The organism is Aquimarina muelleri DSM 19832 (assembly GCF_000430665.1).
GTDB classification, from domain to species: domain Bacteria; phylum Bacteroidota; class Bacteroidia; order Flavobacteriales; family Flavobacteriaceae; genus Aquimarina; species Aquimarina muelleri.
The window spans coordinates 11,875-36,662 of record NZ_AUML01000033.1 but is presented as its reverse complement, the minus strand read 5'-3'; the positions used below and the strand labels follow the sequence as shown (position 1 = coordinate 36,662).

Genomic DNA, 24,788 nt, shown 5'->3' with positions numbered 1-24,788 from the left:
TTTTGTGTCATTAATTATTATACCTCAGGCGTATGATTAAATCTTGGTAGCTTGTAGGTATACTTGATTAAATAATTAACAAAAGTATTGACTGGTCTTGTTTCGTATTGGCTTACTTTTATCGAAGAAGGGTTTGTTTTGCTAGTAGGAACTCCTGTATATGCATTAGTATTTACAGTAGCGGTACCCTCGCCATTATTTCCAGGAGCAGGTGATCCTGTTGGTTCTGTATACACATGTTGATGTGTTTGTAAAGCATCACTTTGCGTTGACCCAATGCCATTTTTAGTTCCCCCTGATGCAGCTGTACGATCTTCAATACATGCCTCTTCTGTGCCAATACCTCTTAAAAACTGCCCTCTTAAATCTGGGAGATTGAACTGCATATCTTTCCCTGAACCAGAACTGCCATAAAGATTACCTAATGCACTGTATAATTCTAGATACTCACTAGCGTTTAAAGAAGATCCATCGCATAGCATCCAACCAAAAGATTCTATTGGCTGTGTTGTTGGCGGACTAGTACTTTGATTTGGGTTTATATAACTTGATACATTTCCTGCAAAAGCTATTATTGATCCTACAGGAAGTGTTACATTAAATAAGGAGAAATTTGTGTTATTCATAATTCTTTTATTTTTAAATGTTTTTTGTTTTGAAGTATTTGCATGGATGTAGGTACTTGTACCTCCCAAGAATCAATTATTTCTGGAAAACACTTGGGTTTATGAAAAGTTTTTTTAAGTTCATATACAATAGATAGTTGATCTGGATTTATGGTTCCGTTATCATTTATGGCATCAAAACAAGGCGCCAAATCATCTTTTGAATCCCAAATAACCCCTGTATTTAAGAAATAAAGAAATCCATAATTAAATTCAGGTGAAACTGGAATTATAACTCTAGCGTAACCTGCTTTAAGAAATGCTGAAAAAAAATCTGGAGATAAAGAAGAAACGGAAAAAAGACCATTTTGATTATCATATTCATCAAAAAAAGTATAAGACATCTCATTCCATTCTAATGCTGTGTTTAAATATTGTATTATCTCAGATTGATTGTATTGAACATTGTCATTTACACCAGCATTGATTTTATTTATAGAAAGACCTTTAGTTTGCAACGCATTTTGAATTAATTGTTTTCGAATGCCTTTTTCTAATTCTAATTTTACTGTCAATCGCTCCGATAAAGGGTTTACGGTTTCTTTTTTGGTGTTTGATGTTCCTATTTTCAAATTATAAACCGCTATCTCTTTAGTATAGGCTTCATATAGTAACTGGTACATTTCTATTTGCCAAGCTAAAATAGTTTGTGGTAATGGAGTACAGGAAATATTTACCCCCATTTGAAAATCAGCTTCTGGGCTGGGTGGAGAAACCTGAATACTAGTACTATATACTGTACTAACCGCAATTTTTCCTTGTTCTTTATTTAAAGACTTAAATTCTTTTGTTCCAGTTACAGATGTTGCTTGACTAAAGGTAAATGTGTTCTCTCCTAAAAAACCACTAACAGTAGTATTTGTGGTTCCTGAACCAAAAGCATATTCTATAGTTGCTCTATCGGCAAAATACAAATCAGGTAATGTTATCAGCTTACTTTGTGATAAAGTAACAACATCTGATACTACTATGTTTTCTTGTGGGTATAAAGGAAATTTTTTCAATTGATAATATTGAGATACTAACAAATAATTATCTTTAGTAACATCCTGATAGGTCTCTATTTTAAAATCCTTAAGCGATTTTGGCTCTTGAAAATTAGTGCCATTTAAAATCTCTGTTTGTTCTATATAAGCAGCAGCTGGGTTAGGAATAATAAAACTAAAGAGCATCCTATTTCCATAATTGACAACTTCAGTTTGGTAAATTTTGTTTAACCAACAATACATCCCATATACAGGCTCTTTATTATTACTATTATTCACTAAACTAACAGAGGTGTTTTCTAACTCTTTCAACTCAGTATGTGCTCTTACTTTATTAACTTTTTCAGATAATCGTTGTGTGGTTTTATTTAAGACTTTTTTAGCAAAAGACGATAGTTGTTTTTTGTTTGGTGTTTGAGTTGTATGTGTTTTGGTATAGGTTCCTTTTATTGTAATATTTGTAGGTGGCCCATATGTTGAAATTAAACCTGGATCAGGATAATTAGTAGTTTCTGTTGTTTCTGCAATAGTATTCCATAACTCTTCATTAAAATCGTTGTTATTCTCATTAATAGCTGTAAAAGATTCTGTAATTGAGGTGGTTTTTGACACTTCTTTATCTATAACTCGATCTAGTTTTCTATTCACTAGTTTTCTTTTTTCGCCTGGCATTATACTAGTAACACTTGCTAACTCTCCAGTTTCGTAACGTAATAGTTTATATTTTACAAGTTGTAAATCTCCAATGGCATAGGGTAAAATAATATTAGGTGTACTAACTGGAGGAGATGATTGATAAGGAGGTAATGGAAATATATCTTTATCTAAAACAATAGTGGCTTTAAACAAAGATAATAACATAGCTGATTCAAGTATTGTAACTAGTTGATGGTCATCTACATTATCAAAAACAATCTCCAAGAAATTACATAGTGTTAACACCTCTATTATTGATATCAAATTCTCGTTTTCATACCCCATTTCTATAATCAAAGCAAAATAAGACTCCCATAATCTTTCTTTATTTTCTAGATACGTTTTGCTATTAAGATATTTTTGAAAATCGACAACTTCAACACTAAAAAAGGTACAGGTTTGTGCTACAACCAATGTTAAGTTTTTTTCTTTAGCCAAATAGTCATAAAATGGCTTAAAGTTTCCTATATATCCTTTTAATATATTTACATTATTTACATATTGAAATTGATAAGGTGGTGTTCCTTCAATAAAAGAAATAGATTCGGTCTGCATCCCCTGTCTATCGCTTAATGATTTTAGGGAAATTAATGTATTCGAAAAAGTAAAAATCGGTGGACTTAAAGTAAACGGTTTGTAATAAAAAAAATTGAATAGTCTTTCACTAGCAGTAATTTTTGGCCAACCTGAAAGATAAATATAAGGAAATAAATCATTAAAAGAATTTACTGAAACAGAGACTGTATTACCTATATCTATTTCTTCAATATTTGGTGGAATTGGGATTTTTGGATCAAAACTTACTAAAAACCCCTCTGTATGCCATATATAATTTGTACTTTCTTCATTATAATAATAAAAATCCGCAAAAATACCTAAAGAGTCTTTAGAATGAAAGCTACTAAATTTTTTTATTTCTAATGTCCCTCTAATAATAATTCCGTTTTTAAAAGTACACTCTATAGCACAAGGTGTATTCGTAAAAATTTCTTTCGGTATATAATTATCATCTTTATTTTTATTCCAAAACACCTTAGTAGAAACCTTATATTCTAGTTCGTCATTCCAAATAGGTATTTCGAAATGCATTACTAAATTATCATCAAAGTCAGGAAATATTCTATCTTCCCATATATGTCTTTTAACCTCCATTGTTCTTATTTTTTTTAATATTTATAGTAAACTATGGTCTTACATTAGGTTTTAACTAAAACTGTTTCGAACAATAAAAAAATAAGAAAGAATACTCTATCTATTGGCAAAATTTCTTTTAAGAAAATATAAAAACTTAGCCTATTTTAATCCACATTGTGGAGTGTAATTCTCTCGAGGCTTGCCTCGAAAACAAAATATATTTTCGGAAGCATACCTCGTGAATTTGCTCTAAGGTTATTGGTTAGAAAAGCCTTTTCTCTTTTTTTAAAATTAAAAAACAACTCTCATGAAAATATAAGATAAGATTTTATATACTTGCTTTTAACTCCTCTTCTATTCATATTTTACCATTTCACTAAGGTATCAATTAACATCTTACTTCCTCTATTTTCACTTCCGCTAAGAGTTATATTTATCGATTTTAAACTTGTAAAATCAATATCTAAAATAGTTTTCGTTTTCTGAAATTCTAAGTTCTTTGATATCTTTTTATGATGATGTAAAGCAATACTTATAGTAGTATCTATTTGAGAGCTAAGGTGTTTTTCTATAAAATATTGTTTCTCGACAAGAAAATTTCCTCTATAAAATTGTACCGCTATAAAACCATTGCCTTTTATTTGTTCAAAATCAACAACTTGTTTTCCGTTTCTATAACTTTGTTGTACTGATATGATTCCTTCTTTAAAAATCAAAAAAGATTTACGTTGTGTGATATAGGTAGTTTTTAAATTGTAAATAGAAGTTATATCTCCTGATGCATATACCAAGCGAAAACTCAAATCCCAATAAACTCTAACTTTATGAAACCAATTATATTGACAATTTTCTACACTAGTAAAACTTGTTATATCAAATAGCCTAGATGGTGTTGTTTTCTGAAAAAAAACAACCTTATTAGAGCTATTTATAGTAGATAAATTTTTAACATAAAAATCAGTAAACATGGTTCATTTAATTTTATTATCCAGATACTTTAATAGGATCTTCTCCTTCATTATAGACTTCGCTTATTTTCATAATAAACCCCAATTCTTCTCTACTTCTACTCTGGATTCCATAGCGAAATTGAATATTTAAAAAAATCCCTGTGGTAGTGGCTTCCAATTGTAATTTTCCCAAACCAGTATAATCAATACCCATTACTGTAAAATCAGTATTAGGTTGAGGTGGTGATACTGTGTTATTTTCAGGAATTGGAATATCAAACCAAACACCTGTTTTATAAATAACTATACTGCTAGAAACTCCTTCAGGGTTTTTAGTAAAATCTACAACTTCTAAATCAACAGAATCCAACTTTTGTGAAGAAGGAGGACTAGTAACTGGAGTATAATTTGCTCTTGCTCTAATTTGAACCCCGTTATATGGGATTTCTTTATTATTTTGTTGTTTCCAATCTCCTGTATACCAAATATTATTATTCATCATATTTATTTTTAAATTAATCGTTAAAAAAGATACCCTATTTAAATTTTGTGTCTCTTTGTTTAACACACATGTAACTATTTATTGATATTTTCTAGTGTAAAGTTAAAGGGGAATGAATTTCCACCTGGTCTTGGGCCTCCTGTCATTACTATATCTGCACTTGTAATTCCGAATAAATTGATTTGTGATTTGACTTGTGAAATTATGGCCGAGTTTATTACATCTCCTTCTATTAATTCTGAAATGACTCCGATATAAATTTTTGGTGGAAATTCGAAAACTGCTTTTTGTCCAGAAAACAAACTATTTTTAACAGCAAATAATTTTCCATCTTTATATAAGTTTACTTTAATAGGTTCTTCTTCTACCAATCTATTTCTTACCTCAATTTGATTAGCATTAGTAGCTGGAAATGAAGAGCGTTGAAGTATGTTTCCTGATGTACTTTTAATCATATCAAAAACCTCTCCATTAGAAGCAGTTAATTGAACGTATGAATCACTTGCCGACACACCAAAATTCATTGGATAATTAAAAGGATGATTATCGGATCGCCCACAGTTTTGGATCACTTTCCATGCAATAGCTATTTCTTCAAAATCTTCGGCAACGTTTTTTTGAAAAATCACTACATTACTATTATTTGTGTCTGCTGATTGGTTAATGAAGTTTAATTTAATTTCATTCATGATTGTCTTAATTTTTGGCTTTAAAAGTTAATTTTATGTTTTACCTGACTATATACTTTATAATGCTACAAATTTTCTATTTATGAACATGTTTTTATATCATTTACACTCTTAAATTTATGTAAAAAATTCATGATTTTCAGGTATGCCTAGAGTATAAAAGAACAAGTATTGGTTATAAGTCGGGGTTATATTTACATAAAATATAGCAAAAAATTGCTTTAATTAGGTTAATGTTAATATTAAGCCTGTTACATAACCGTCTACGTGCCATTGTCGGTTCCAATCAGAATTTTGCTCTACTGAGCTTGCTCCATGATATACAACATTTAGAGTTGCTGCCTGGCCGACATTTCCGTTACAAATAAGTTTTAAAGTAACATTAGCCTCTGGTACATTTAGAATATCCGTAGGTCCACCTACTGGAACATTTATTGGGCCAGTTATAACAATAGAAGGAACCTCATTATTGGTAACAGTTACATTTTGAGCTGCTCCACTATTATTTTGAATGTTTAAATGTATTGCCATAATTTTTTACTTTTTAATTATAATAGACTTTTCATTGTCTATTACTTTTTTTTATAATTCACTAGGTTCTCTAGTCAATTTTATCTGTATTAATATTCTTATTTATGTTCGTATCCTTAGCTTTGTTTTGTTTTGACAAAAATTTCTAATTATTATCAAACATAAATATCCCTACATTAAAAGAGGTATAATTTTGATACTATACCTCTTTATATAATATCACTCTATTATTTATTGATGTTTTCTAGAGTAAAATTAAAGGGAACCGAATTTTTACCTGGACCTCCTCCTGTCATTACAATATCTGCACTTGTAATTCCGAATAAATTGATTTGTGAATTGATTTGTGAAATTATGGCCGAGTTCATTACATCTCCTTCTTCTATTTGTGAAACGACTCCGATATAAATTTTTGGTTGAAATTCGAAAACTGCTTTTTGTCCAGGAGCCAAACCAGTTTTAGCCGCCAATAGTTTTCCGTCTCTATAACAATTTGCATTGATAGCTCCTGTCGCTAAATTATTTCTTACCTCGACTTCGTTAGCACTAGTAGCGGGAACTGAGGATAGCTGGAGTATATCTCCTGACGTATCTTTAACCATATCAAAAGCCTCTCCATTAGAAGCAGTTAATTGAGGAGTGTAGTTTCCGTATGAATCACTTGCCGACACGTCAAAGCTCATTGGATAATTAAAAGGGTGATTGTCTAATCGCCCACAGTTTTGGATCACTTTCCACGCAATAGCTATTTCTCCAAAATCTTCGGCTACATTTTGTTGAAAGATCACAACACTACTATTATTTGTGTCTGCTGATTGATTAATGAAGTTTAATTTAATTTTGTCCATGATTATGATGATTTTTAGTTTTTAATTTATTTTTTATTCTGTAGAATTATTAATTCTTTTATTCTATTAATATTTAGAGATTTTTTTAAAAATTTTTTTAGTGAATTCGCCCCATATCTTGGTATTATAAATTCATTATGTCCCTACATATTAATTTGTGTAAATAATGATTATATAACTTTTTATTTCGGGCCGAATTTGGCAGTATCATTTTTAGTTCCTCCTGCAATACAAGGATAGGAATCACCTGATGGTTTTTGTCCTTGTTTAACTTCATAAGTATGTCCTTTTTCAACACTCCCCCAAGTTATTTTTGCATCAAACCCTGCATTATTTAAAGTCCCGTCTCCATCGGCTACTTTACTACTTTTTTCATAAAAATGTAATTTACTCATAATGTTTTCTTTTTAATTATAGTTTATGGTATAGGCTCGGCATTCTGTCTAACGATTTTATCTAAACTACCACCTATATAAATTTTATTTAATAATTTTATAATCTCTTTATGCTGGTGCTCTTATCATAGTTTTTAGGCTTAAAAGTTAATACTCTTTAATAGGCTGCTTTGTATTTAAAATAGATTTTATAATTATTATTTACCTACTTCAACACCCTATCTACACTATAAAATTAGGCATCATAAAGATGTAAAAAACAACTTATTCCTTATTCGTATATAATTAAGATATGAACGTATATAAATATGGTATGGATGCATTTTATAAGGAAAGAAAAATATTATGATTTGCATTTTTTGTCAAAAACATCTTTACCGTTTTAATCATAAAGCAAAACAATAGTAATAATCGTTAAAAAGTTTAGAAATATTTTTATCTGTATTATGAAATTTTTAAAATTGGTTATCAAACTATAACAAAAAATAATACATAGGTTTTATACAAGCTATTATAAATAAAACCTTTTTATTTTATAGAAAAAACACAGAGTAAAACTGGTTTTTAGTATTCTATAAAATTCAAATCAAGAACCTTCTTTCTTTATCTATAAAACTTTTATTTTTCAACAGTATCAAAACATGTGGAGTATAGTATTTGAATAAGTATTTTATCGTAATTTTACAAATAACTGATTTAAATACATTGTGCAATGAGCAGTAAAACTACGATAGCAGGTATTCATTTAACGTTAAATTTTTGTAAAAAGATAAATGAGATTCCTATTTCTCTTAAGTACATTTCTAACGAGCCTGTTGTAAATATATATAAAAGTATTAATAGGAAATCATATGTTGTAAATATTATGTCTTATATACCACTAAACCCAAAAAGTCTTTCAGAAATACCTCTAGAAAGTGGCTTATATTTGGATGAAGAAAAAAAGCTTTTTTTAAGTTATACAGGTGTAAATAATATAGATACAGCTATAACTAATTCTAAAAATAATGGTACCCTATTATGTCGTGTATTTAATATTGTATATGACCATGATAATACGGTACATGACCATTATAATTTATATCATATTCAATTTGAATATAAGCTATTAGCCGAAAAATTTCAGTCTGTAGAAGGGATTATTATACATGACATTAATTTAGATCCAGAAACAGACCGAGGTACAGTAACTACAGTTCGGGTAGATGATCAATAAATCACTTTTAATACCCTCTTTTTCTTTTTTAGTAACATTATTTAATATCTGTTTTTATCAAGTACCCCTAGAGACAGACAGAGAAACACTTTATAATAAGGGAAAAGAAATATGCGATACATACACCAAAAAAACTTTTTGTAAAGCTTTTAATTTTTATAGAAACAAAGCTTTTGATTCATGCTATGTATATAGCAGTAAAGGGCTTTTAGAAGCTTCATCAAAGGAAGAACTAGATCTTTTAAACTATATACAAGGAGTAAGCGCTATCAATAAAAGGCTACACAAAAAAGCATTACAAAATTTTCATGCTATATCTAATGTTTCTGGGTTTAAAAATTTAAAAAACCTAAAACTAGGGCAAACACATCTTATACTTGAAGACTATGATAGTGCTATTTATTATTACTTAAAGTGGAATAAAAACAGTAAATACACCGATGTTATTTTCAAAAAAAATGGATATCATAACCTAGGTCTTTCTTATCTACACAAGAAAGATTATATTAATGCAAAAAAATACTTTGATAAGGAATTAGAACTGATTCATAAAACAGATACTTTAGAAATTATCACAAATAAAATGGAGTTAGCTAATATTTATTATAATCAATATAAAGATGAAATAGCTATCTCTATTTTTAAGGAAACGTATGAACTAGCTAAGTCTTTTTCAAATCTTGAATTAAAACAAAACACCTCTAAAAATTTAGCGATAGTTGAAAAAAACAAAAAAAACTATAAAAAAAGTATCGAGTATTATATTGAATATAGCAAATGGAAAGATTCTATTTGGAATAGGGATAAAATATGGGAACTCACGGAACGTGATAAACAATTCGCTATAGCACAAAAAGAAAAAAAAATCCTCTTACAAGACCAAAAACTAAAACAACAAAACACACAACGAAGAAACTTAATAATAGGTACATCTGTTTTGATCACTTTTATAGGTTTTCTAATCTATTTCTATAGAAAGGTAATTATAAAAAACAGGCTTATTACACATCAAAGAGAGGAATTGAAAATTGCAAATAAAACGAAAGATTATCTGTTTTCTGTAGTTTCTCATGATTTACGCTCTCCTATTTATGCTTTAAAAAAACAACACAAACACATAATAAATCAGATTGAAAATGGTAATATTTTAGGTATTAAAGCAAAAACAAATGAAGCAATAGCAATTACAGAAGATACTTTTCATTTATTAAACAATGTACTTCATTGGTCACTAGAACAAAGTAACCAATTAGTTTTTAATCAAAATACATACCCATTACGGTCTCTTGTAGAACAAGCATGGAATAACTTTGAAAGTATAGCAAAAATTAAGGAAATTACATTTCACAATAAATTAAATGATAAAATTTTAATAAAAGTAGATAAAGAGTCTTTAAAAATTGTACTTAGAAATATTTTTGATAACGCTATAAAATACAGCAAAACAAAAGGAAGAATAACTGTAAGAGCAGAAATAGTCTCTAAAAATCAATGTACCATTGTGATTAAAGATACTGGTGCAGGGATTACAGAAGAAAAAGTTTTACAAATTAATAATTTAAGAGACATTTCTATTGATAAAATAGATAGATCTAAAGGTATAGGACTTGGTCTATTGCTTTGCCAAACATTAATTAGAAAAAACAATGGTATCTTAATAGTGAAAAGTAAACTTAATAAAGGTACTAAAATGAAAATAGTATTACCCTCAATAAGTGCAACGTAATATGAAAAAATTAAAATTATTGATTTTAGAAGATCAAACACAAGAAGCTGAAGAAATTCAATTATTTCTTAAGGATAACAATTATGATGTAATTGTATCTAAAAACATACAGGAAGCTAAACAAGAAATACAAAATCATTTTTTTGATATGATTGTTCTAGATATCCTTATTAATGGAAAACCTGAAGGTATCCATTTTGCACAATACCTAAATAAACAAGGTATTAACATTCCTTTTTTATTCTTAACGAATCTGCAGAGTAAATTGATTTTTGATCAAGCAAAGCTTACCAATCCTTTTATTTATTTATTAAAACCTTATAATGAATTAGAGCTCCTGTTTTCTTTAGAACTAGCAATTGAATCACATTATGAACAATCTAACACCATAAGTTTTAATTCAGAAAATGCTGTTTTAAGTCCTATTTTTTTCTTTATCAAAAAAAAGAAAAGTGTTGTAAAAGTTGCTGTACAGTCTATAAGCTATATAGAAGTAAAAGAAAAATATTGTAACCTAAAATGTGACAAAGAACATTATCAAATTAAGCTATCCCTTACAAGAATAAAAGAAATATTATCTAACCCTGATTTTAAGCAAGTTCATCGTAATTATTTAGTAAATATAAAAAAGATTAAAGAAATTTATTTTGAAGATAATCTGATACTACTGGATAGTAATGACAAAATTTCATTTAGTGAGCGTTACAAAAACTTATTTGTAAAAGATAATATTATTTTTAGATAGAATCTATTTTTACCTTTTTTAATCTAACAAATTAAACTGCAAATTGAATACTGTACCTATGTTTGTATTTTAAGGTTCTATTATAAAATTTAGGTTACATTTTTAACTAAATTTGACCATTAAACATATTTACCCAATAAACTAAAATTGTTGTGACTCTTTTAAAAAGATTATTTTTTGTACTTATACATAAAAAACCTAGTTCTATTTTAAAGGATTTTAAGACAATGACTGATGAGGAGTTAGTTGACAAAATTGGTTCTTCTCAAAACCCTCTTTTATTTAGTACTCTTTATGATCGGTATAGTAAAAAAATATATAATAAATGCTATAGCTTTACCAAAAACGAAGAAGAAGCAAAAGACTTGACACAAGATGTTTTTTTAAAACTTTTTACTAAACTACATACGTTTAAAGGAAATTCTAAATTCTCTACTTGGCTATATGCTTTTACGTATAACTTTTGTATAAATTATTTAAAAAGAGATCCTCTAAGAAAAATGGAGAGCCTGTCTGATACTATAGAAAAACACGAATATCATTTGTTTGAAAATGAAGATGTTAATGACGAACAACTTTTTGAAATAAAAGTATCTAAACTAGAGAAAATACTAAATACTATTGATCCAGAAGACAAAGCCATTCTTTTATTAAAATATCAAGATGAAATTTCTGTAAAAGATCTACAAGTTATACTTAACATTGGAGAAAGTGCTGTGAAAATGAGACTAAAAAGGGCCAAAATAAAAGTTGTTCAAGCACATAATAAAATGAAACTATGAAAGAAAATCCATTTAAAAATCTTGAAACTAAAAAAGAAGCTCCCAAAGAAATTAAAGACAATATAATGAAAGAGATCGCATCCATAAAGTTATTTATGGAGTTTGGAGATTTATTTTTTATTAAATACCCCTCTGTAATAAAGAGTTATTTTAAGAGTGAAAAATAACTTATCTATCCTTTAAATTCTAACCTATCTATATTCTTTTATAAAAAATATCTCTAAGTGACTTTTTCAAACAATTAGTGTCTTAAAATATAAGAAACTAATATGTAACCAAAATTGAAAAATAATGATCTACTCCAAAAACTAACAGATGAGGAACTTGTAGAAAAAATTGTAGTACACAAAAACACTATTCTTTTTGAAGAAATATATGATCGATATGCTCAAAAAATTTACAATAAGTGTTTTGGCTTTGTTAAATCAAAAGAGGAAGCAAAAGATCTAACTCAAGATGTGTTTTTAAAATTGTTTACCAAACTATCTAGTTACAAAAAGCAAGCTAAATTTTCTACTTGGTTATACTCTTTTACTTATAACTTATGTGTCAATTTTGTAAATAGAAATAAAGAAAATAAGATTAATAAGTACTCTGATGTTCTTAAAGACCATGATATTCATTTACATATTGAAGTTAATGAGGATAGTTTATTTCAAATGCGAGTAGATAAACTACAAAAAGCTATAGAACTGATAGATCCAAATGAAAAATCTATTTTATTATTAAAATATCAAGATGATGTCTCTATAAAAGAGTTACAAATATTATTAAATATTAATGAAAGCGCAGTAAAAATGAGATTAAAAAGAGCTAAATCAAGAATTATTGAAATATACAATTCTATATCATAATATATGGAAAGAGAAAATCCTTTTAAAAAAATAGGCATTCCTAATAAAGAAGTGCCAAAAGAACTTAAAGAAAAAGTTATGTCTGAAATTGCTTCTTTAAAATTAGTTACAGATATAGCTTCGCTATTTACAAGTAATTATCAAGCTACTATGGCCTCTTTTTTTAAAGTCAAAAAAAAATCATAAAAACCACTATTAACAAATCATAAAAACATGGAAACAATAACGCAATGGAAAGAACTTACCTTCAAGTCTCTATCTGCAATGGGAGAAAAAATAATGACTGCATTGCCAAATATAATAGGTGCTATTCTCATTTTATTATTAGGATGGATAGTTACTAAAATTATAATATTTCTATTAAAAAGAGTATTAAAATTTGTAAAAATAGATCAACTTACTGCAAAAATAAACCAAATGAAATTGTTTGGAACAACCGATATTAAATTCGGTATAACCAATGCAATTGTAATATTTGTAAAATGGATAATGTTTCTAGTATTTTTAATCATCGCTTCAGACATTATGGATTGGACAATTGTGTCCGAAGAAATTGGCAATTTATTAAGGTACTTACCTAAATTATTTAGTGCTATCGCTTTATTTATGATAGGTATTTATATCGCAAAATTTGTAAAAAAAGCAATACAAGGTTTTTATGAGTCTTTTGATTTAGCTGGCTCTAAAATCATAAGCACTTTAGTATTTTATATAATAGCAGTAATTATAACCATTACTGCTTTAAATCAAGCAGGTATAGATACCACAGTAGTAACGAATAATGTTACCGTTATTTTAGGTGCGTTTCTTTTAGCTATTTCTATTGGATTTGGATTGGGCTCTAAAGATGTAATTGGCGATCTTCTCAGAACTTTTTATACTCGAAAAAATTATGAAATAGGAGATATTGTAAAAATAAAAGATATAGAAGGCAGTGTTGAATCTATAGATAATATTTGCATGACTCTTAACACAAAAAGTGGTAAAATAATTTTACCTATTAAAGATGTTGTAGAAAATCAGGTAGAAATTAAAAAAGTAAAAAACTAATTAACTATCTATATAACCAAAACTATTATAAAAAGAAACAAGATTTTTTAAGATGGGCCACCTCTTTAGAATCTTGTTTTTTTTAAATCAATAACCTCGGAGCAAGCTCACTAGGTATACTTCCGAAAATATATTTTGTTTTCGAGGCAAGCTTCGGAAAATTAAAGTCCACAATGTGGATTAAAATAAAAAAGAAAACTTACTAAACCCTATCATTAAAATCAATCATGCTCTTCTCCACTATCTACATCTTCTATATCAATTTTACCTAAAATCTCTATTCCTTTTTGCATAATCAATGATGTAGGAATCGTAATGTTTTTTCCATCATCTGTCTTCATAAAAAGGTAAAAACCAGTTATATCTGCAACCTCTCCTGTCCAATCAAAATCTTTATCCAAAACACGTATCCTATCCCCTATTCTTAATGGGTGACTAAAAAATAAAATTACACTTGCAGTTAAATTAGATAGAATTGACCATTGCGCAAAAAACCCTACCCCTAAAACAGCTAATACAGAAGAGATAAAAACAGTAAATTGCTTTAAATCTACCCCCCATATAATAGCTAATGCAGATCCTGCAAATATATATATAATCAAATAACTTAAGTAAAAAATTAGTTTTCTTCTGTTTATTTCAATCGACCTTACAAAGCCAAACTTTCTTATAGCACTTTTAGTAATTATAAGAACTAAAAAAACAATAACAATCAATATAGCAGTATGTAATAACTCCTGTTTATAAGTAACCATAAATATCGAACTATTTAGTACAAAAATATTTCATATTATAATATAAACGAGTAAAAAGATAATAAATGTGACTTAAAAAAAACATAAGTGTCTAAATATATAAAAATAATACTATAGATATATTCCTATTCTCTTTTAGTTTATAGGCTTTTGCACAAAAAAACTAAAAACAAAAGGCAATACAACAATTACAGAAGTGACTAAAGAAGTCCTTGAGACATTAAATACAATCGAAATTCATTATATCTTAGAAGTCGAATTAAATCAAATGAATATTAAAAAACAAACTAAAACTTAATCAATAACCTCGGAGAATTAAACTCCATAATGCGGATTAAAAACCAAAAACTATGGTATCATAATAAATGACAGCATATAATCAAAAAACTTACCGATAAATCAATAATTTTCAAGAAATCATAAAGTCTTAAAAAACATGAATTCTAAAACATAAAAAGTAACTTAAATTTAAATTGTATGAAATCTAATATTGCTTTACTTGCCACAATAAACAAAGGTTTTTCTACACATTCAAGAGATTCTTTACAAAATAGAACAACAACAAATGCACCCATATCTAAACAAATAAGCGTCACAAAAAATTGAATTTAGTATAAATAAAATTCTTTTTTTTATTCAATCAAGACAAAAAATTAATATTGTCCTAATTACAGTTTTATTTTTTACACCGAGTAAGTGAAAAAGAACAGATTTATACGTACTATTCCAAAATCAAATTGATATTAACATAATTTAAGATTATTCTAAGAGCCTTTTTAATGTTCTCTTTTATTTATTTTGATTAGTTTTAAAAATCGTTTCCAAAAAACACTTAATTAAAGCGATATCCAAAATGATACGTATCTAAACAAAAAAAGTAGTTCAAAACTGAAAAACATTTAAATGAACATAAATCCAATTGAAAAATTTGAAGTAACTACATTAACCTCTTTAAAAATTCTTGTTAATCAAATTGAAAACTATAGCATACAATTAAAAAACTCTAAATCTGGAAACCATCTTACACAAGTAATTTTATCTGATTTTGTTGATTTAACTAATCAATATATAACAATAGGTGATCAAGAGATAACAAAATTAAATGAGGAGAAAACAATAAATATTTATGAAATAGAATTGTTACATTATATTTTTCCAGAATTATTTAAAGATATAGTGATAATTCATCGCGATGTTTTTTTACAACTACAGATAGCTCAATACAAAAAATCTGAGGAAATAATCTCTAATGAAACTCTTTATACTCACTTCCAAAAATCAAAAAACGTATTAGAACAAGCTATTAATTCTCTTCTTGTATCTATAAATGAATTTCAAAATAGTGGTCCAAAAACAAAAAAAAATATTACCAAAACCACCTTAAAAATCAAACACCAAAAAAACCCTTGGTATATATATAAAGAACAATTCTCTACAGGATTAAAACAACTTATAGAAATTAAAAACTCTAATATTGATTTTGATAAAGTTATAGAGGTTTTTAAGACTATTAAAAATATAACTACTCATATCTGTGTAGATAATAAAAAAGAAATAGAAGTCTCTAATGAAATATTACAACAAACTATTGAAAGAATTAAAAACATACAATCTATAAATCAGATTAATGAGATTAATTCTTGGATTGAAAAAATAATTTCTAAAAAAGACATAAGCAACTTACAGCAAGAAACTTACACGAAGACTATAGAAACTGAAATAAAGAACCTAAAAGAAATTAATCTACCTGTTGCAACAAATGAAGGATTATTACAAAAAAGAAAAATAGACTTTAATAAATCTGTAAAAAAATGGTTGGATTATGAATCTTTACCTTTTTTAATAGAAATTTGGGATACAAAAACAACAATGGTTTCTTTTTTAAACCATAGCCTATTAAACTTAAAAAGCAGTTTAGTTCTAGCTAAAAACAATGACACACTAGAAGCCATACCATCTCAATTACAAACACTTAACGAAATACAAAGTACATTATCAAAAAACTCTGTAGAACAAAAAGCATCTATAGCTTATATCCAAAATAAAATTAATACAGAGTTTTTTGCTACAAAAGTATATAGCAAAGAGGAGTTTTTAGAAGTATCATTACAATCCTCTATTACACAATATGCATCTATAAAAGGAGGTGCTTTTATTCGTTTAAAAAATAAAATAAAACATTTTTTTAATGATTTTAGTTCAAAATATGAACCATATAACTACTCAGAAAATCATAGCCGATTAGAAGCTACTATAAAATGTATAAATCATAGAATGTACAAAGAATCTAATGCTCATTATGATACTCTATTTTTAAATAAAAATTTTATTGGAGATTTATTTTTAGTCCCTCGTTTAGAAGCAGAAGAAACACTTAGTAACAATGTCTCACTATGGAAAGAAGGTTTTAACCAGTCTACCCTAATATTAGGAAACCATCTAAGTGGGAAATCTACTTTCATGGAATATATTGCTAAAAAACACTTTGGCAAGCGTATTATACTTCTCTCTGTAGATACTACTATAACATTAGAAGGAAGAAAATTTAAAACTTCGTATGATTTAAAAGAGGCTCTTCAATACATAAAAAACCATTTATATAATATCAAACCTCTTATCATTATTGATGATATAGAGCTATGGAGAGACGAAAAATCATCCTTGTTAGATAATGTAAGAGCTACTATTCAGTTTATGGAATCCGAATCGGATAATGCTTACCTTATGGTCTCTACTTCTCAAGCAATGCAAGCTCACCTAGATAAAAGATTATTATTTTCTAATGCTTTTACTTCCGTCATTAATTTAAGTAAATCAAGTACTAAAGAGATACATAATGCCGTCTTGCTACGTCATGGTGCTGCTCATAAAACCATAGTCTATCCAGATGGACTACCAATACCATCAAAACAAATAAAGAAAGAGGTGCTAAAGTTAAGTAAAGAGTTAAACTATAATATTGGTGAAGTATTACAAGCATGGACCTATAGTACTACTGTGATAGATAATAATAATGTAGTTTATCAAGAAAAAGATTTTATGTTTAAAGACTTCTTTACTTCAGAAGAAATTATAATACTCAAATATGTTTTTTTATACAAATACATTCACGAAACCTTGCTAAAAAAATTCATCGGAAAACAATATATAGTCTATCAATCTGCTTTAAAACGTTTAATCAATACCAAAATATTAATACGTAACAATTCTGGTATACTACAACTAAATACAGTAGTAAGTAATGACATTTACGAATCTCTTAAGTATAGAGATATAACTAACTAAAAACAAAAATGATTTCAACATTAAATACATGGAACGAGCTATGGTCGCTTTTTATTTTACTAGCAGTTTGTTATTGGGCTTTAAAATTAATTATTTATCTATTAGATCGATTTGCAAAAAGAAATATTGGAAATAAAAACTTTATTATAATACTTAAAAAAGTAATTCTATTTTATAACCCCGTTGCTGTATTGATTATAGCATTAGGCTTTATATCTATTAACTATATCACTCACACTATAGTACTAATTATATTAGGAGTTTTTGGTTATTCATATATTACGAATTATATCAATGGTATCTTTTTTCAAATTAATCCATTATTTAGAGAAGAAGCCTCTGTTAAGATAGGAGATTTTCGAGGAGAAATCGAAAAAGTAATGCCTTTTGGAGTAACCATTAGTACAGAAGAAGGAGAGCACTATCTAAATTATTCATATGTAGAAAAAACAGGTTTTACCATCCAATCTGACAAAGATAGTGTCCTAAGAAAAACTTTATATCTAAAAACTGATCTCACCGCAGAACAAGTACTCGATTTACTTTTTGACAATCCAATCCTTAGTTATAATGATGCGCCAACAATTACGCAAAGTGAAGAATCTGAAAAATTAAAATTACAATACACTCTAGAACATGGCAGTTCTACAGAAGAGTTAATTGTTTTTTTAAAAGACCAAAACATACAAACAAGTTTAACTTATAATATATTATAAAATGGAAATTTTAAATTCCTACTATCTAATTATTGAAGTATCAGTTATCATTATTTTATCCTTCCTTTTTAATGGAATATCAAAAAAAACAAATATACCAGCAGTCCTAATGCTCATTGTTTTAGGAGTAATATTACAATACGCTCTAAAATATTTTAATGCAGATTCTTTAAACTTTTTTCCTATTTTAGAAGTTCTTGGTATTGTTGGATTAATTATGATTGTATTAGAAGCTGCTCTAGAATTAGAGCTTAAAAAAGAAAAACTAGTACCTATTCTTAAATCCATGGCTATTGCATTAATAGGCTTAGTAGCATCTGCATGGATTGCTGCCCTAATCTTATACAATTTCATCCCCGAAATGACTATGCAATCTGCCTGGTTATACGCAACCCCTTTATCTATTTTATCTAGTGCTATAATTATCCCTAGTGTATCTGGACTACATAAAGACAAAAAAGAATTCCACATCTATGAAAGTACTTTTTCAGACATTCTTGGTATTATGTTATTTTATTTTTTAACTGGAAAATTAAACCCTACTCAGGATAGTGGTGTTATAGGTTTTACAGGAAACTTAGCATTAACAATTATTATATCTTTAATAGCCAGTTATGCCATTATTTTAATTTTTCAACGTATCAAAAGTCAAGTTAAATTATTTCTTTTAATAGCTGTTCTTTTACTACTATACGCACTAGGTAAACAAATGCACTTATCATCCCTTATCATCATTCTTATTTTCGGATTAGTTATCGCTAATATGAAACTGTTTTTTAAAGGAAAACTTTCAAGGTTTCTTCAGTATGAAAAAGCACATCATATCTATCATGAATTACATACTATAACAGCAGAAACTGCTTTTGTAGTACGAACTTTTTTCTTTGTAATTTTTGGTGTCACTATAACCATAACATCTTTATTAGACCTAAAAGTAGCAGGAATCAGTAGTTTAATTATTATTTCTATATACATCATTCGTTTTATATTATTACGGATTTTTGAAGGCAAAGACATAATCCCTCAGTTATTTATAGCCCCCAGAGGTCTTATAACAGTATTACTATTTTATGCTATTCCTCAAGAAGCACAAATAGCTACTTTTGAACCAGGAATCCTTTTATTTGTTATCATTGGTACAAGTCTGATAATGACAGGAGCTATGATTTATGATAAAAGAAGAGCTTCAAACGCTATAAAAATGACTAATGAACGAAAAATAGGAACTGTTAAATGGAAAGCTCCTATAGTAGAAGACTCTAGTACTATTGAATAATTATTAACTAAATATAACATTTGATTATATCAATATATTTAACTCTCTCCATAAATAAGGAAAAAATGGAGAGAATTTCTTTTATTAAACTTCCTTCTTAATTTTTATCTTTTTTGAGATAAAAAGATAGACCATAAAAAATAAATACATCAACATCTTATAGATATAATAATTTCACTAAACATACTTCTATTCCCCCTCTTAAATTATTTTTATGACTATGTAAAAAAAAAAGTGACTTTCTTAATATTAAGTGTCCAAAAAGTATAATTTCAAAACAATAAACCTGAAGTATTAAATACCAAAAGGATGATATTAAGAGATGGCGTAAAAACAGCTGAAAATAAAGTTTCCTCAGAAACGAGAAAACTAAGCGAATTTGTAAAAGATAAAAGTAAATCATTAGTCGACAGACTAGAAAGTTATGAAGACATTATAAACCTTGAAGTTGGTGACACCAGTCTTAACCGCGCAAAAACATTAGAACGTGAATTTGATATACGGCAATTATATATTAAATATGAAGGAGATAATCCAACTGGCACACAAAAAGATCGAATTGCTTTTGCTCAGGTATATGATGCTATCAGAAGAGAATATGACGTAGTTTCTTTGGCTACTTGTGGTAATTATGGTGTTGCTGTAGCACTAGCTGCAAACTTAGCTGGTATACATTGTAAAATATATATCCCCGAATCTTTTCATACCGAACGTATAAAAGAAATGGAAGTACTTAATGCAGAAATAATACGCCTGCAAGGAAGCTATGAAGATGTTGTAAAACACAGTAGCATCCTAGCCGAACAAAATAATTGGTATGACGCCAATCCAGGAGGAGCAAATACACCTTTACAGATAAGTGCGTATTCACAAATAGCTTATGAAATTGTCGAAGAACTTGGAGACGCTCCCAAATATTGTGCTGCTCCAGTTTCTAACGGAACATTATTTGCTGGTATTTACAGAGGGTTCGTAAGTCTATATAAACGTGGAAAAACATCGAGAATTCCTAAAATGATAGCTGCATCTTCTACCAAAAAAAATCCGATAATTCAATCCCACAAACAAGGATTAGATTATTGCAAAGATTTAAATCCAGAAGCTATAAAAGAAACCAAATATAACGAGCCATTAATTAACTGGCATAGTTTTGATGGAGAAGAAGCTCTCTACGCAATTCAAAATTCAAATGGAGACGCTTATAATATTAGTGATAAAAAAATGAAAGAAATGAGTTCTTTTTTGTTAAAAAAGGAAGGACTTCGTATTCTGCCAGCTTCCACATCTGGACTTATTGCTTTACTAGAATTAGATGAAAAAATAAATTTAGAACCTGATCGATTTGTTGCAGTTCTAACAGCAAAACATTAAAAACATAAAAAATGAAAAAATCAATAGACGGAAAAGCTTTAATCTACTGCGAGGGTGCATTTAATACCCCTAACGGAAAAACAGCCCATGGGCTTACAAGATTTACAGAAAGATACCATATAGTAGGTGTGATTGATAGCAATTACGCCGGAAAAGATGCAGGAAAAGTATTAGATGGCAAAAAAAATGGTATTCCTATATTTAAAAATATGGAATCTGCCATAAAAGAATTAACAGATACAGGTATGATTCCTAAATCTTTAGTTATCGGGCTCGCTCCAGACGGAGGAAGACTTCCAGAACAAGCAAAAGGCACTTTAAAAAAAGCTCTCGAAATGGGTTGGAATCTGGATAGTGGGTTACATGATTTTTTATCCAATGACAAAGCTTTGGTTAACCTTGCTGCGCAAAACAATTGTCGTATTAGAGATGTTCGAAAAACACCTAATAGAGATGAACTACACTTTTTTTCTGGAGAAATTGAAAAAGTTAATTGTCTAAAATTAGCTGTTTTAGGAACAGATTCTGCAATAGGAAAACGTACAACAGCATGGTTGATAGTTCATGAATTAATAAAAAGAGGTCATAAAGCAGAAATGATTGGAACAGGACAAACAGCTTGGATGCAAGGAGCTAAATATAGCATGGTTATGGATAGCTGCATTAATGATTTTGTTTCTGGAGAAATTGAACATGCCGTTGTTAGTGCTTATACTAACGAAAAACCAGATGTTATTGTTATAGAAGGACAAGGTAGTTTAATGAATCCTGCATATCCTGGTGGTTTTGAGATTCTGGCTGCAGGAAGACCCGATTATGTTATTTTACAACACGCTCCTAAACGGGTAGAATATGATGGCTTTCCTGGGTACAAACTACACTCCATTAAAGAACAAATTAATGCAATCGAAGTTATTTCTGGTAAAGAAGTAATAGCTATTACAGTAAATCACGAAGGAATGTTACCAGAAGAAATTATACCAGCATGTAAAGAGATTACAAGAGATACTGGTTTACCTGCATTTGATGTTTTAGCACATGGAGCTAACGATTTAATAGATATATTAATAGATGAAATACGATGAGTAATATTAAATCCCTGATAGTATTTCCTTTACTAAAAGTACATCAAATTATTATAGAACCAAAACGAGTAAAAGCCACATATTCTATTCAAAAAAAAGATGGAACCCATGTTAGCAATGATCTTATTTATACCTATAATCAAGTATATTTTAGTAAAAAAAACGCTCAGGATGTTAACCTTGCCAGTATGATGCTTTCGCAAGTAGCCCTTAACTATGGGTTATTTTTTGAAACTATCGAATTTGATGGTCTTTTTGAAGAGGTAGACAAACGTTTTTTAAAAGACATGATAGAAAATACATCCAGAGAAATCCTGGTAAATAAATTCTTTGCAAAAAATGAATTCCTAAAACCTCCATTTGACTCTATTCAGCCAGAAAAACTATCCAAGTATACAGCAGCTAACCTAGTATTTATTAACACTCAATTTAAGGACATAAAAGTTGAAAAAACTTCTTGCATTACCAATAAAAATGAATACGCTATTTTAAGTAGTGGTGGTAAAGATAGTTTGTTAACCTACGGGATAATTAAAGAGATAGGAGAAGCACATCCTGTTTTTATAAACGAATCAGGAAGACATTGGTTTACAGCAGTAAATGCGCATAACTATTTCCGTGAAAACGAGCCAAATACAGTTAAACCGTGGTGTAATAGTGACCGTATATTTAATTGGATGGTAAAACAAATGCCATTCATTAAAGAAAATTTTCAGAATATACGTGCCGATATCTATCCAATTAGACTTTGGACAGTACCAGTATTTTTATTTGGAGTACTTCCTGTAGCTCGCAAACGTGGTATTGGTAATATTTTGATTGGTAACGAATATGACACTACCGTAAAAGGTAATCACAGTGGTATCTCTCATTATAATGCTTTGTATGATCAGAGTAAATATTTTGATAATGCTTTAACACGGTACTATCAAAAAAAAGGATGGGATATATACCAATATTCGCTTTTAAGAAGTCTGTCTGAATTACTAATTTTAAAAATACTAGTAAAACGATATCCCGATTTACAAAAACTGCAAGTATCCTGTCATGCTGCTCATGAAAAAGATGGTAGAATGCTACCTTGTGGTAATTGCGAAAAATGCAGGAGAATAGTTGGTATGCTTAAAGCCCTTGAAGAAGATCCAAAACGTTGTGGGTACAATGATACTCAAATAACTAAAGGACTAGAAGCTCTTGCTAAACGCAGCGTAAAACAAATAGGAAGCGATGCTGCACATCTATATCATTTATTAGTAAGCAAGTCTCTTATAGAAAAGAATGAGCATACCATTAAATTAGCAAAAGAACACAATGAAATTGTAAAACTACGCTTTGATAATGAACGAAGTATGCTTTCGGATCTTCCAAATCATATACGTAAACCATTGCTAGATATTTTCATAAAATATAGTGATGGTATAGTGCAATTACGAGAACGAAAATGGCATACATTTACCATAGAAAAAAAGGAATTAGAAACCTCTTATTTCCTAAACAAAGAAAATGAAACAAAGCCATAACAAAATTTTTGATACACACAGAAAATGATTATTGGCGAGTTCCATGTGACCTCTAAAACAATTATATAAACACATGAAAGAACAACATAAAAAACCAAGTTTCCTATGGGAGCTTAAAACTTGGCCAGAGCTAGAAGAATATTTAAAAACAATGGATACCGTTATTTTACCATGCGGTGCTATTGAGCAACATGGTCCTCATTTACCTGTAGATATCGATTATTTTGATGCAAAATATATGGCTTATAAAGTCGCTGAGGCATGCCCAGACCCAAAACCTTTGGTACTCCCTCCTATTCCTTTTGGTGTTTCGTATCATCATGAAGATTTTAAAGGAACATTAAGTGTTACTAACGAGGCTTTATCAAAATTTGTATATGATTTAGGGATGAACCTTGCTAGAAATGGGATCAAAAAAATCATTATTCTTAATGGTCATGGAGATAATGCCCCTACCCTTAGCTATGCTGCACAAATGATTAATCGAGATGCAAAAATTTTTGTCTGTGTCGACACTGGAGAAACAAGCGATGTAGATTTACTTAGTCTTATCGACACCCCAAATGATGCACATGCTGGAGAGATTGAAACTAGTACAACACTTGCTGTTAGACCAGATATAGTACAAATGGACAAAGCTGAAAATGAAACATTACAGTTTGGCAGTACTTTTTTGGATTTTGATGATGATCGTAGTGTAAGCTGGTATGTACGTACCAGTAAAATTTCAGAAAGTGGAATAATGGGAGATGCGACCAAAGCAACTGCAGAAAAAGGAGAGAAAATGTGGAAGATAATGATTCAAAACATGGTGCGTTTTGTTGAGTCTATTAAAAACACTCCTTTAGAAGATTTGTATCAAAAACGATATTAGAAAAAGTTTTTAAAAACACTCAAAACATAAATAATACCAGTTTTTGTTTGAATTTACTGGAAAATAAATATTTTTTTGTTTCAATGAAGAAGAAAAACTTGTTCCAGACTCGATCTGGTATCAAGCATAGCTAGGCT

General features: G+C 28.7%; 24 protein-coding genes. 15 read left to right on the top strand and 9 right to left on the bottom strand.

The features are described 5' to 3' along the window. Positions 1-17: 17 nt before the first annotated feature. The 8 genes from H527_RS23175 to H527_RS0113715 all read right to left on the bottom strand — a co-directional run bounded on the left by H527_RS23175 (position 18) and on the right by H527_RS0113715 (position 7,396). On the bottom strand, positions 18-626 hold the full coding sequence (locus H527_RS23175) for a tail fiber protein (RefSeq protein WP_155837898.1): 609 nt from the start codon (positions 624-626) through the stop codon (positions 18-20). Then, positions 623-3,499: a hypothetical protein gene (locus H527_RS0113745; RefSeq protein ID WP_027413248.1), complete on the bottom strand. Its 2,877-nt coding sequence runs from the start codon at positions 3,497-3,499 to the stop codon at positions 623-625. Before H527_RS0113745 ends, H527_RS23175 begins: the two co-directional genes overlap by 4 nt. 347 nt (positions 3,500-3,846) lie before the next feature. Further along, positions 3,847-4,449, bottom strand: a complete 603-nt coding sequence (locus H527_RS0113740; protein ID WP_027413247.1) for a hypothetical protein — start codon at positions 4,447-4,449, stop codon at positions 3,847-3,849. Positions 4,450-4,465: 16 nt separating this feature from the next. Continuing rightward, the gene (locus tag H527_RS0113735) at positions 4,466-4,930 is read right to left on the bottom strand and encodes a hypothetical protein (protein WP_027413246.1); all 465 of its coding nucleotides are present in this window, start codon (positions 4,928-4,930) and stop codon (positions 4,466-4,468) included. Positions 4,931-5,007: 77 nt separating this feature from the next. Next, positions 5,008-5,622: a hypothetical protein gene (locus H527_RS0113730; RefSeq protein ID WP_027413245.1), complete on the bottom strand. Its 615-nt coding sequence runs from the start codon at positions 5,620-5,622 to the stop codon at positions 5,008-5,010. A 225-nt stretch (positions 5,623-5,847) separates the two neighbouring features. Then, on the bottom strand, positions 5,848-6,153 hold the full coding sequence (locus H527_RS0113725; protein WP_027413244.1) for a hypothetical protein: 306 nt from the start codon (positions 6,151-6,153) through the stop codon (positions 5,848-5,850). Positions 6,154-6,380: 227 nt separating this feature from the next. After that, positions 6,381-7,001 carry a hypothetical protein gene (locus tag H527_RS0113720; RefSeq protein ID WP_027413243.1) on the bottom strand — a complete coding sequence of 207 codons (621 nt, stop codon included), beginning with the start codon at positions 6,999-7,001 and terminating at the stop codon, positions 6,381-6,383. A gap of 182 nt (positions 7,002-7,183) precedes the next feature. Beyond that, positions 7,184-7,396: a hypothetical protein gene (locus H527_RS0113715; RefSeq protein WP_027413242.1), complete on the bottom strand. Its 213-nt coding sequence runs from the start codon at positions 7,394-7,396 to the stop codon at positions 7,184-7,186. Between the two features lie 712 nt (positions 7,397-8,108). On the opposite strand from H527_RS0113715, the gene H527_RS0113710 reads away from it, so the two are divergent. From H527_RS0113710 to H527_RS0113675, 8 genes are all read left to right on the top strand, one after another. Continuing rightward, positions 8,109-8,612 (top strand): hypothetical protein, encoded by a 504-nt coding sequence (locus tag H527_RS0113710; protein ID WP_027413241.1) that lies wholly within the window; start codon positions 8,109-8,111, stop codon positions 8,610-8,612. After that, on the top strand, positions 8,602-10,338 hold the full coding sequence (locus H527_RS0113705) for a tetratricopeptide repeat-containing sensor histidine kinase (RefSeq protein ID WP_027413240.1): 1,737 nt from the start codon (positions 8,602-8,604) through the stop codon (positions 10,336-10,338). The genes H527_RS0113710 and H527_RS0113705 overlap by 11 nt, the downstream gene beginning before the upstream one ends. A 1-nt stretch (position 10,339) precedes the next feature. Beyond that, a complete protein-coding gene (locus tag H527_RS0113700; RefSeq protein ID WP_027413239.1) occupies positions 10,340-11,083 on the top strand; it encodes a LytR/AlgR family response regulator transcription factor in 744 nt (247 codons plus the stop codon). Positions 11,084-11,235: 152 nt separating this feature from the next. Further along, the gene (locus H527_RS0113695) at positions 11,236-11,865 is read left to right on the top strand and encodes an RNA polymerase sigma factor (protein WP_229809295.1); all 630 of its coding nucleotides are present in this window, start codon (positions 11,236-11,238) and stop codon (positions 11,863-11,865) included. Further along, positions 11,862-12,032, top strand: coding sequence for a hypothetical protein (locus H527_RS24330; RefSeq protein WP_169726191.1), 171 nt, complete (start codon positions 11,862-11,864; stop codon positions 12,030-12,032). Before H527_RS0113695 ends, H527_RS24330 begins: the two co-directional genes overlap by 4 nt. 114 nt (positions 12,033-12,146) lie before the next feature. Next, positions 12,147-12,719: an RNA polymerase sigma factor gene (locus H527_RS0113685; RefSeq protein ID WP_027413237.1), complete on the top strand. Its 573-nt coding sequence runs from the start codon at positions 12,147-12,149 to the stop codon at positions 12,717-12,719. A 3-nt stretch (positions 12,720-12,722) separates the two neighbouring features. Beyond that, a complete protein-coding gene (locus H527_RS0113680) occupies positions 12,723-12,905 on the top strand; it encodes a hypothetical protein (RefSeq protein WP_027413236.1) in 183 nt (60 codons plus the stop codon). Positions 12,906-12,932: 27 nt separating this feature from the next. Then, complete coding sequence (locus H527_RS0113675) at positions 12,933-13,769, top strand: mechanosensitive ion channel family protein (RefSeq protein WP_035088212.1); 837 nt, start codon at positions 12,933-12,935, stop codon at positions 13,767-13,769. A gap of 221 nt (positions 13,770-13,990) precedes the next feature. Here H527_RS0113675 and H527_RS0113670 read toward each other — a convergent pair whose 3' ends face one another. Continuing rightward, complete coding sequence (locus H527_RS0113670; RefSeq protein ID WP_035088205.1) at positions 13,991-14,524, bottom strand: mechanosensitive ion channel domain-containing protein; 534 nt, start codon at positions 14,522-14,524, stop codon at positions 13,991-13,993. A gap of 903 nt (positions 14,525-15,427) precedes the next feature. Between H527_RS0113670 and H527_RS0113660 the strand changes: the two genes are divergently transcribed. The 7 genes from H527_RS0113660 (at position 15,428) to H527_RS0113630 (ending at position 24,651) form a co-directional block, all read left to right on the top strand. After that, positions 15,428-17,809 carry a hypothetical protein gene (locus tag H527_RS0113660; protein ID WP_027413233.1) on the top strand — a complete coding sequence of 794 codons (2,382 nt, stop codon included), beginning with the start codon at positions 15,428-15,430 and terminating at the stop codon, positions 17,807-17,809. An 8-nt stretch (positions 17,810-17,817) separates the two neighbouring features. Further along, on the top strand, positions 17,818-18,525 hold the full coding sequence (locus H527_RS0113655) for a hypothetical protein (RefSeq protein WP_027413232.1): 708 nt from the start codon (positions 17,818-17,820) through the stop codon (positions 18,523-18,525). Between the two features lies 1 nt (position 18,526). Next, positions 18,527-19,801, top strand: a complete 1,275-nt coding sequence (locus H527_RS0113650) for a cation:proton antiporter domain-containing protein (RefSeq protein ID WP_027413231.1) — start codon at positions 18,527-18,529, stop codon at positions 19,799-19,801. 309 nt (positions 19,802-20,110) lie between these two features. Then, a complete protein-coding gene (locus tag H527_RS0113645; protein ID WP_027413230.1) occupies positions 20,111-21,172 on the top strand; it encodes a pyridoxal-phosphate dependent enzyme in 1,062 nt (353 codons plus the stop codon). A gap of 11 nt (positions 21,173-21,183) precedes the next feature. Beyond that, entirely contained in the window at positions 21,184-22,257 is a 1,074-nt protein-coding gene (locus H527_RS0113640) for an N-acetyltransferase DgcN family protein (protein ID WP_027413229.1), read from the top strand. Beyond that, positions 22,254-23,777 (top strand): hypothetical protein, encoded by a 1,524-nt coding sequence (locus tag H527_RS0113635; protein ID WP_027413228.1) that lies wholly within the window; start codon positions 22,254-22,256, stop codon positions 23,775-23,777. The genes H527_RS0113640 and H527_RS0113635 overlap by 4 nt, the downstream gene beginning before the upstream one ends. Positions 23,778-23,850: 73 nt before the next feature. After that, positions 23,851-24,651 carry a creatininase family protein gene (locus H527_RS0113630; RefSeq protein ID WP_027413227.1) on the top strand — a complete coding sequence of 267 codons (801 nt, stop codon included), beginning with the start codon at positions 23,851-23,853 and terminating at the stop codon, positions 24,649-24,651. The last annotated feature ends 137 nt before the right edge of the window (positions 24,652-24,788 follow it).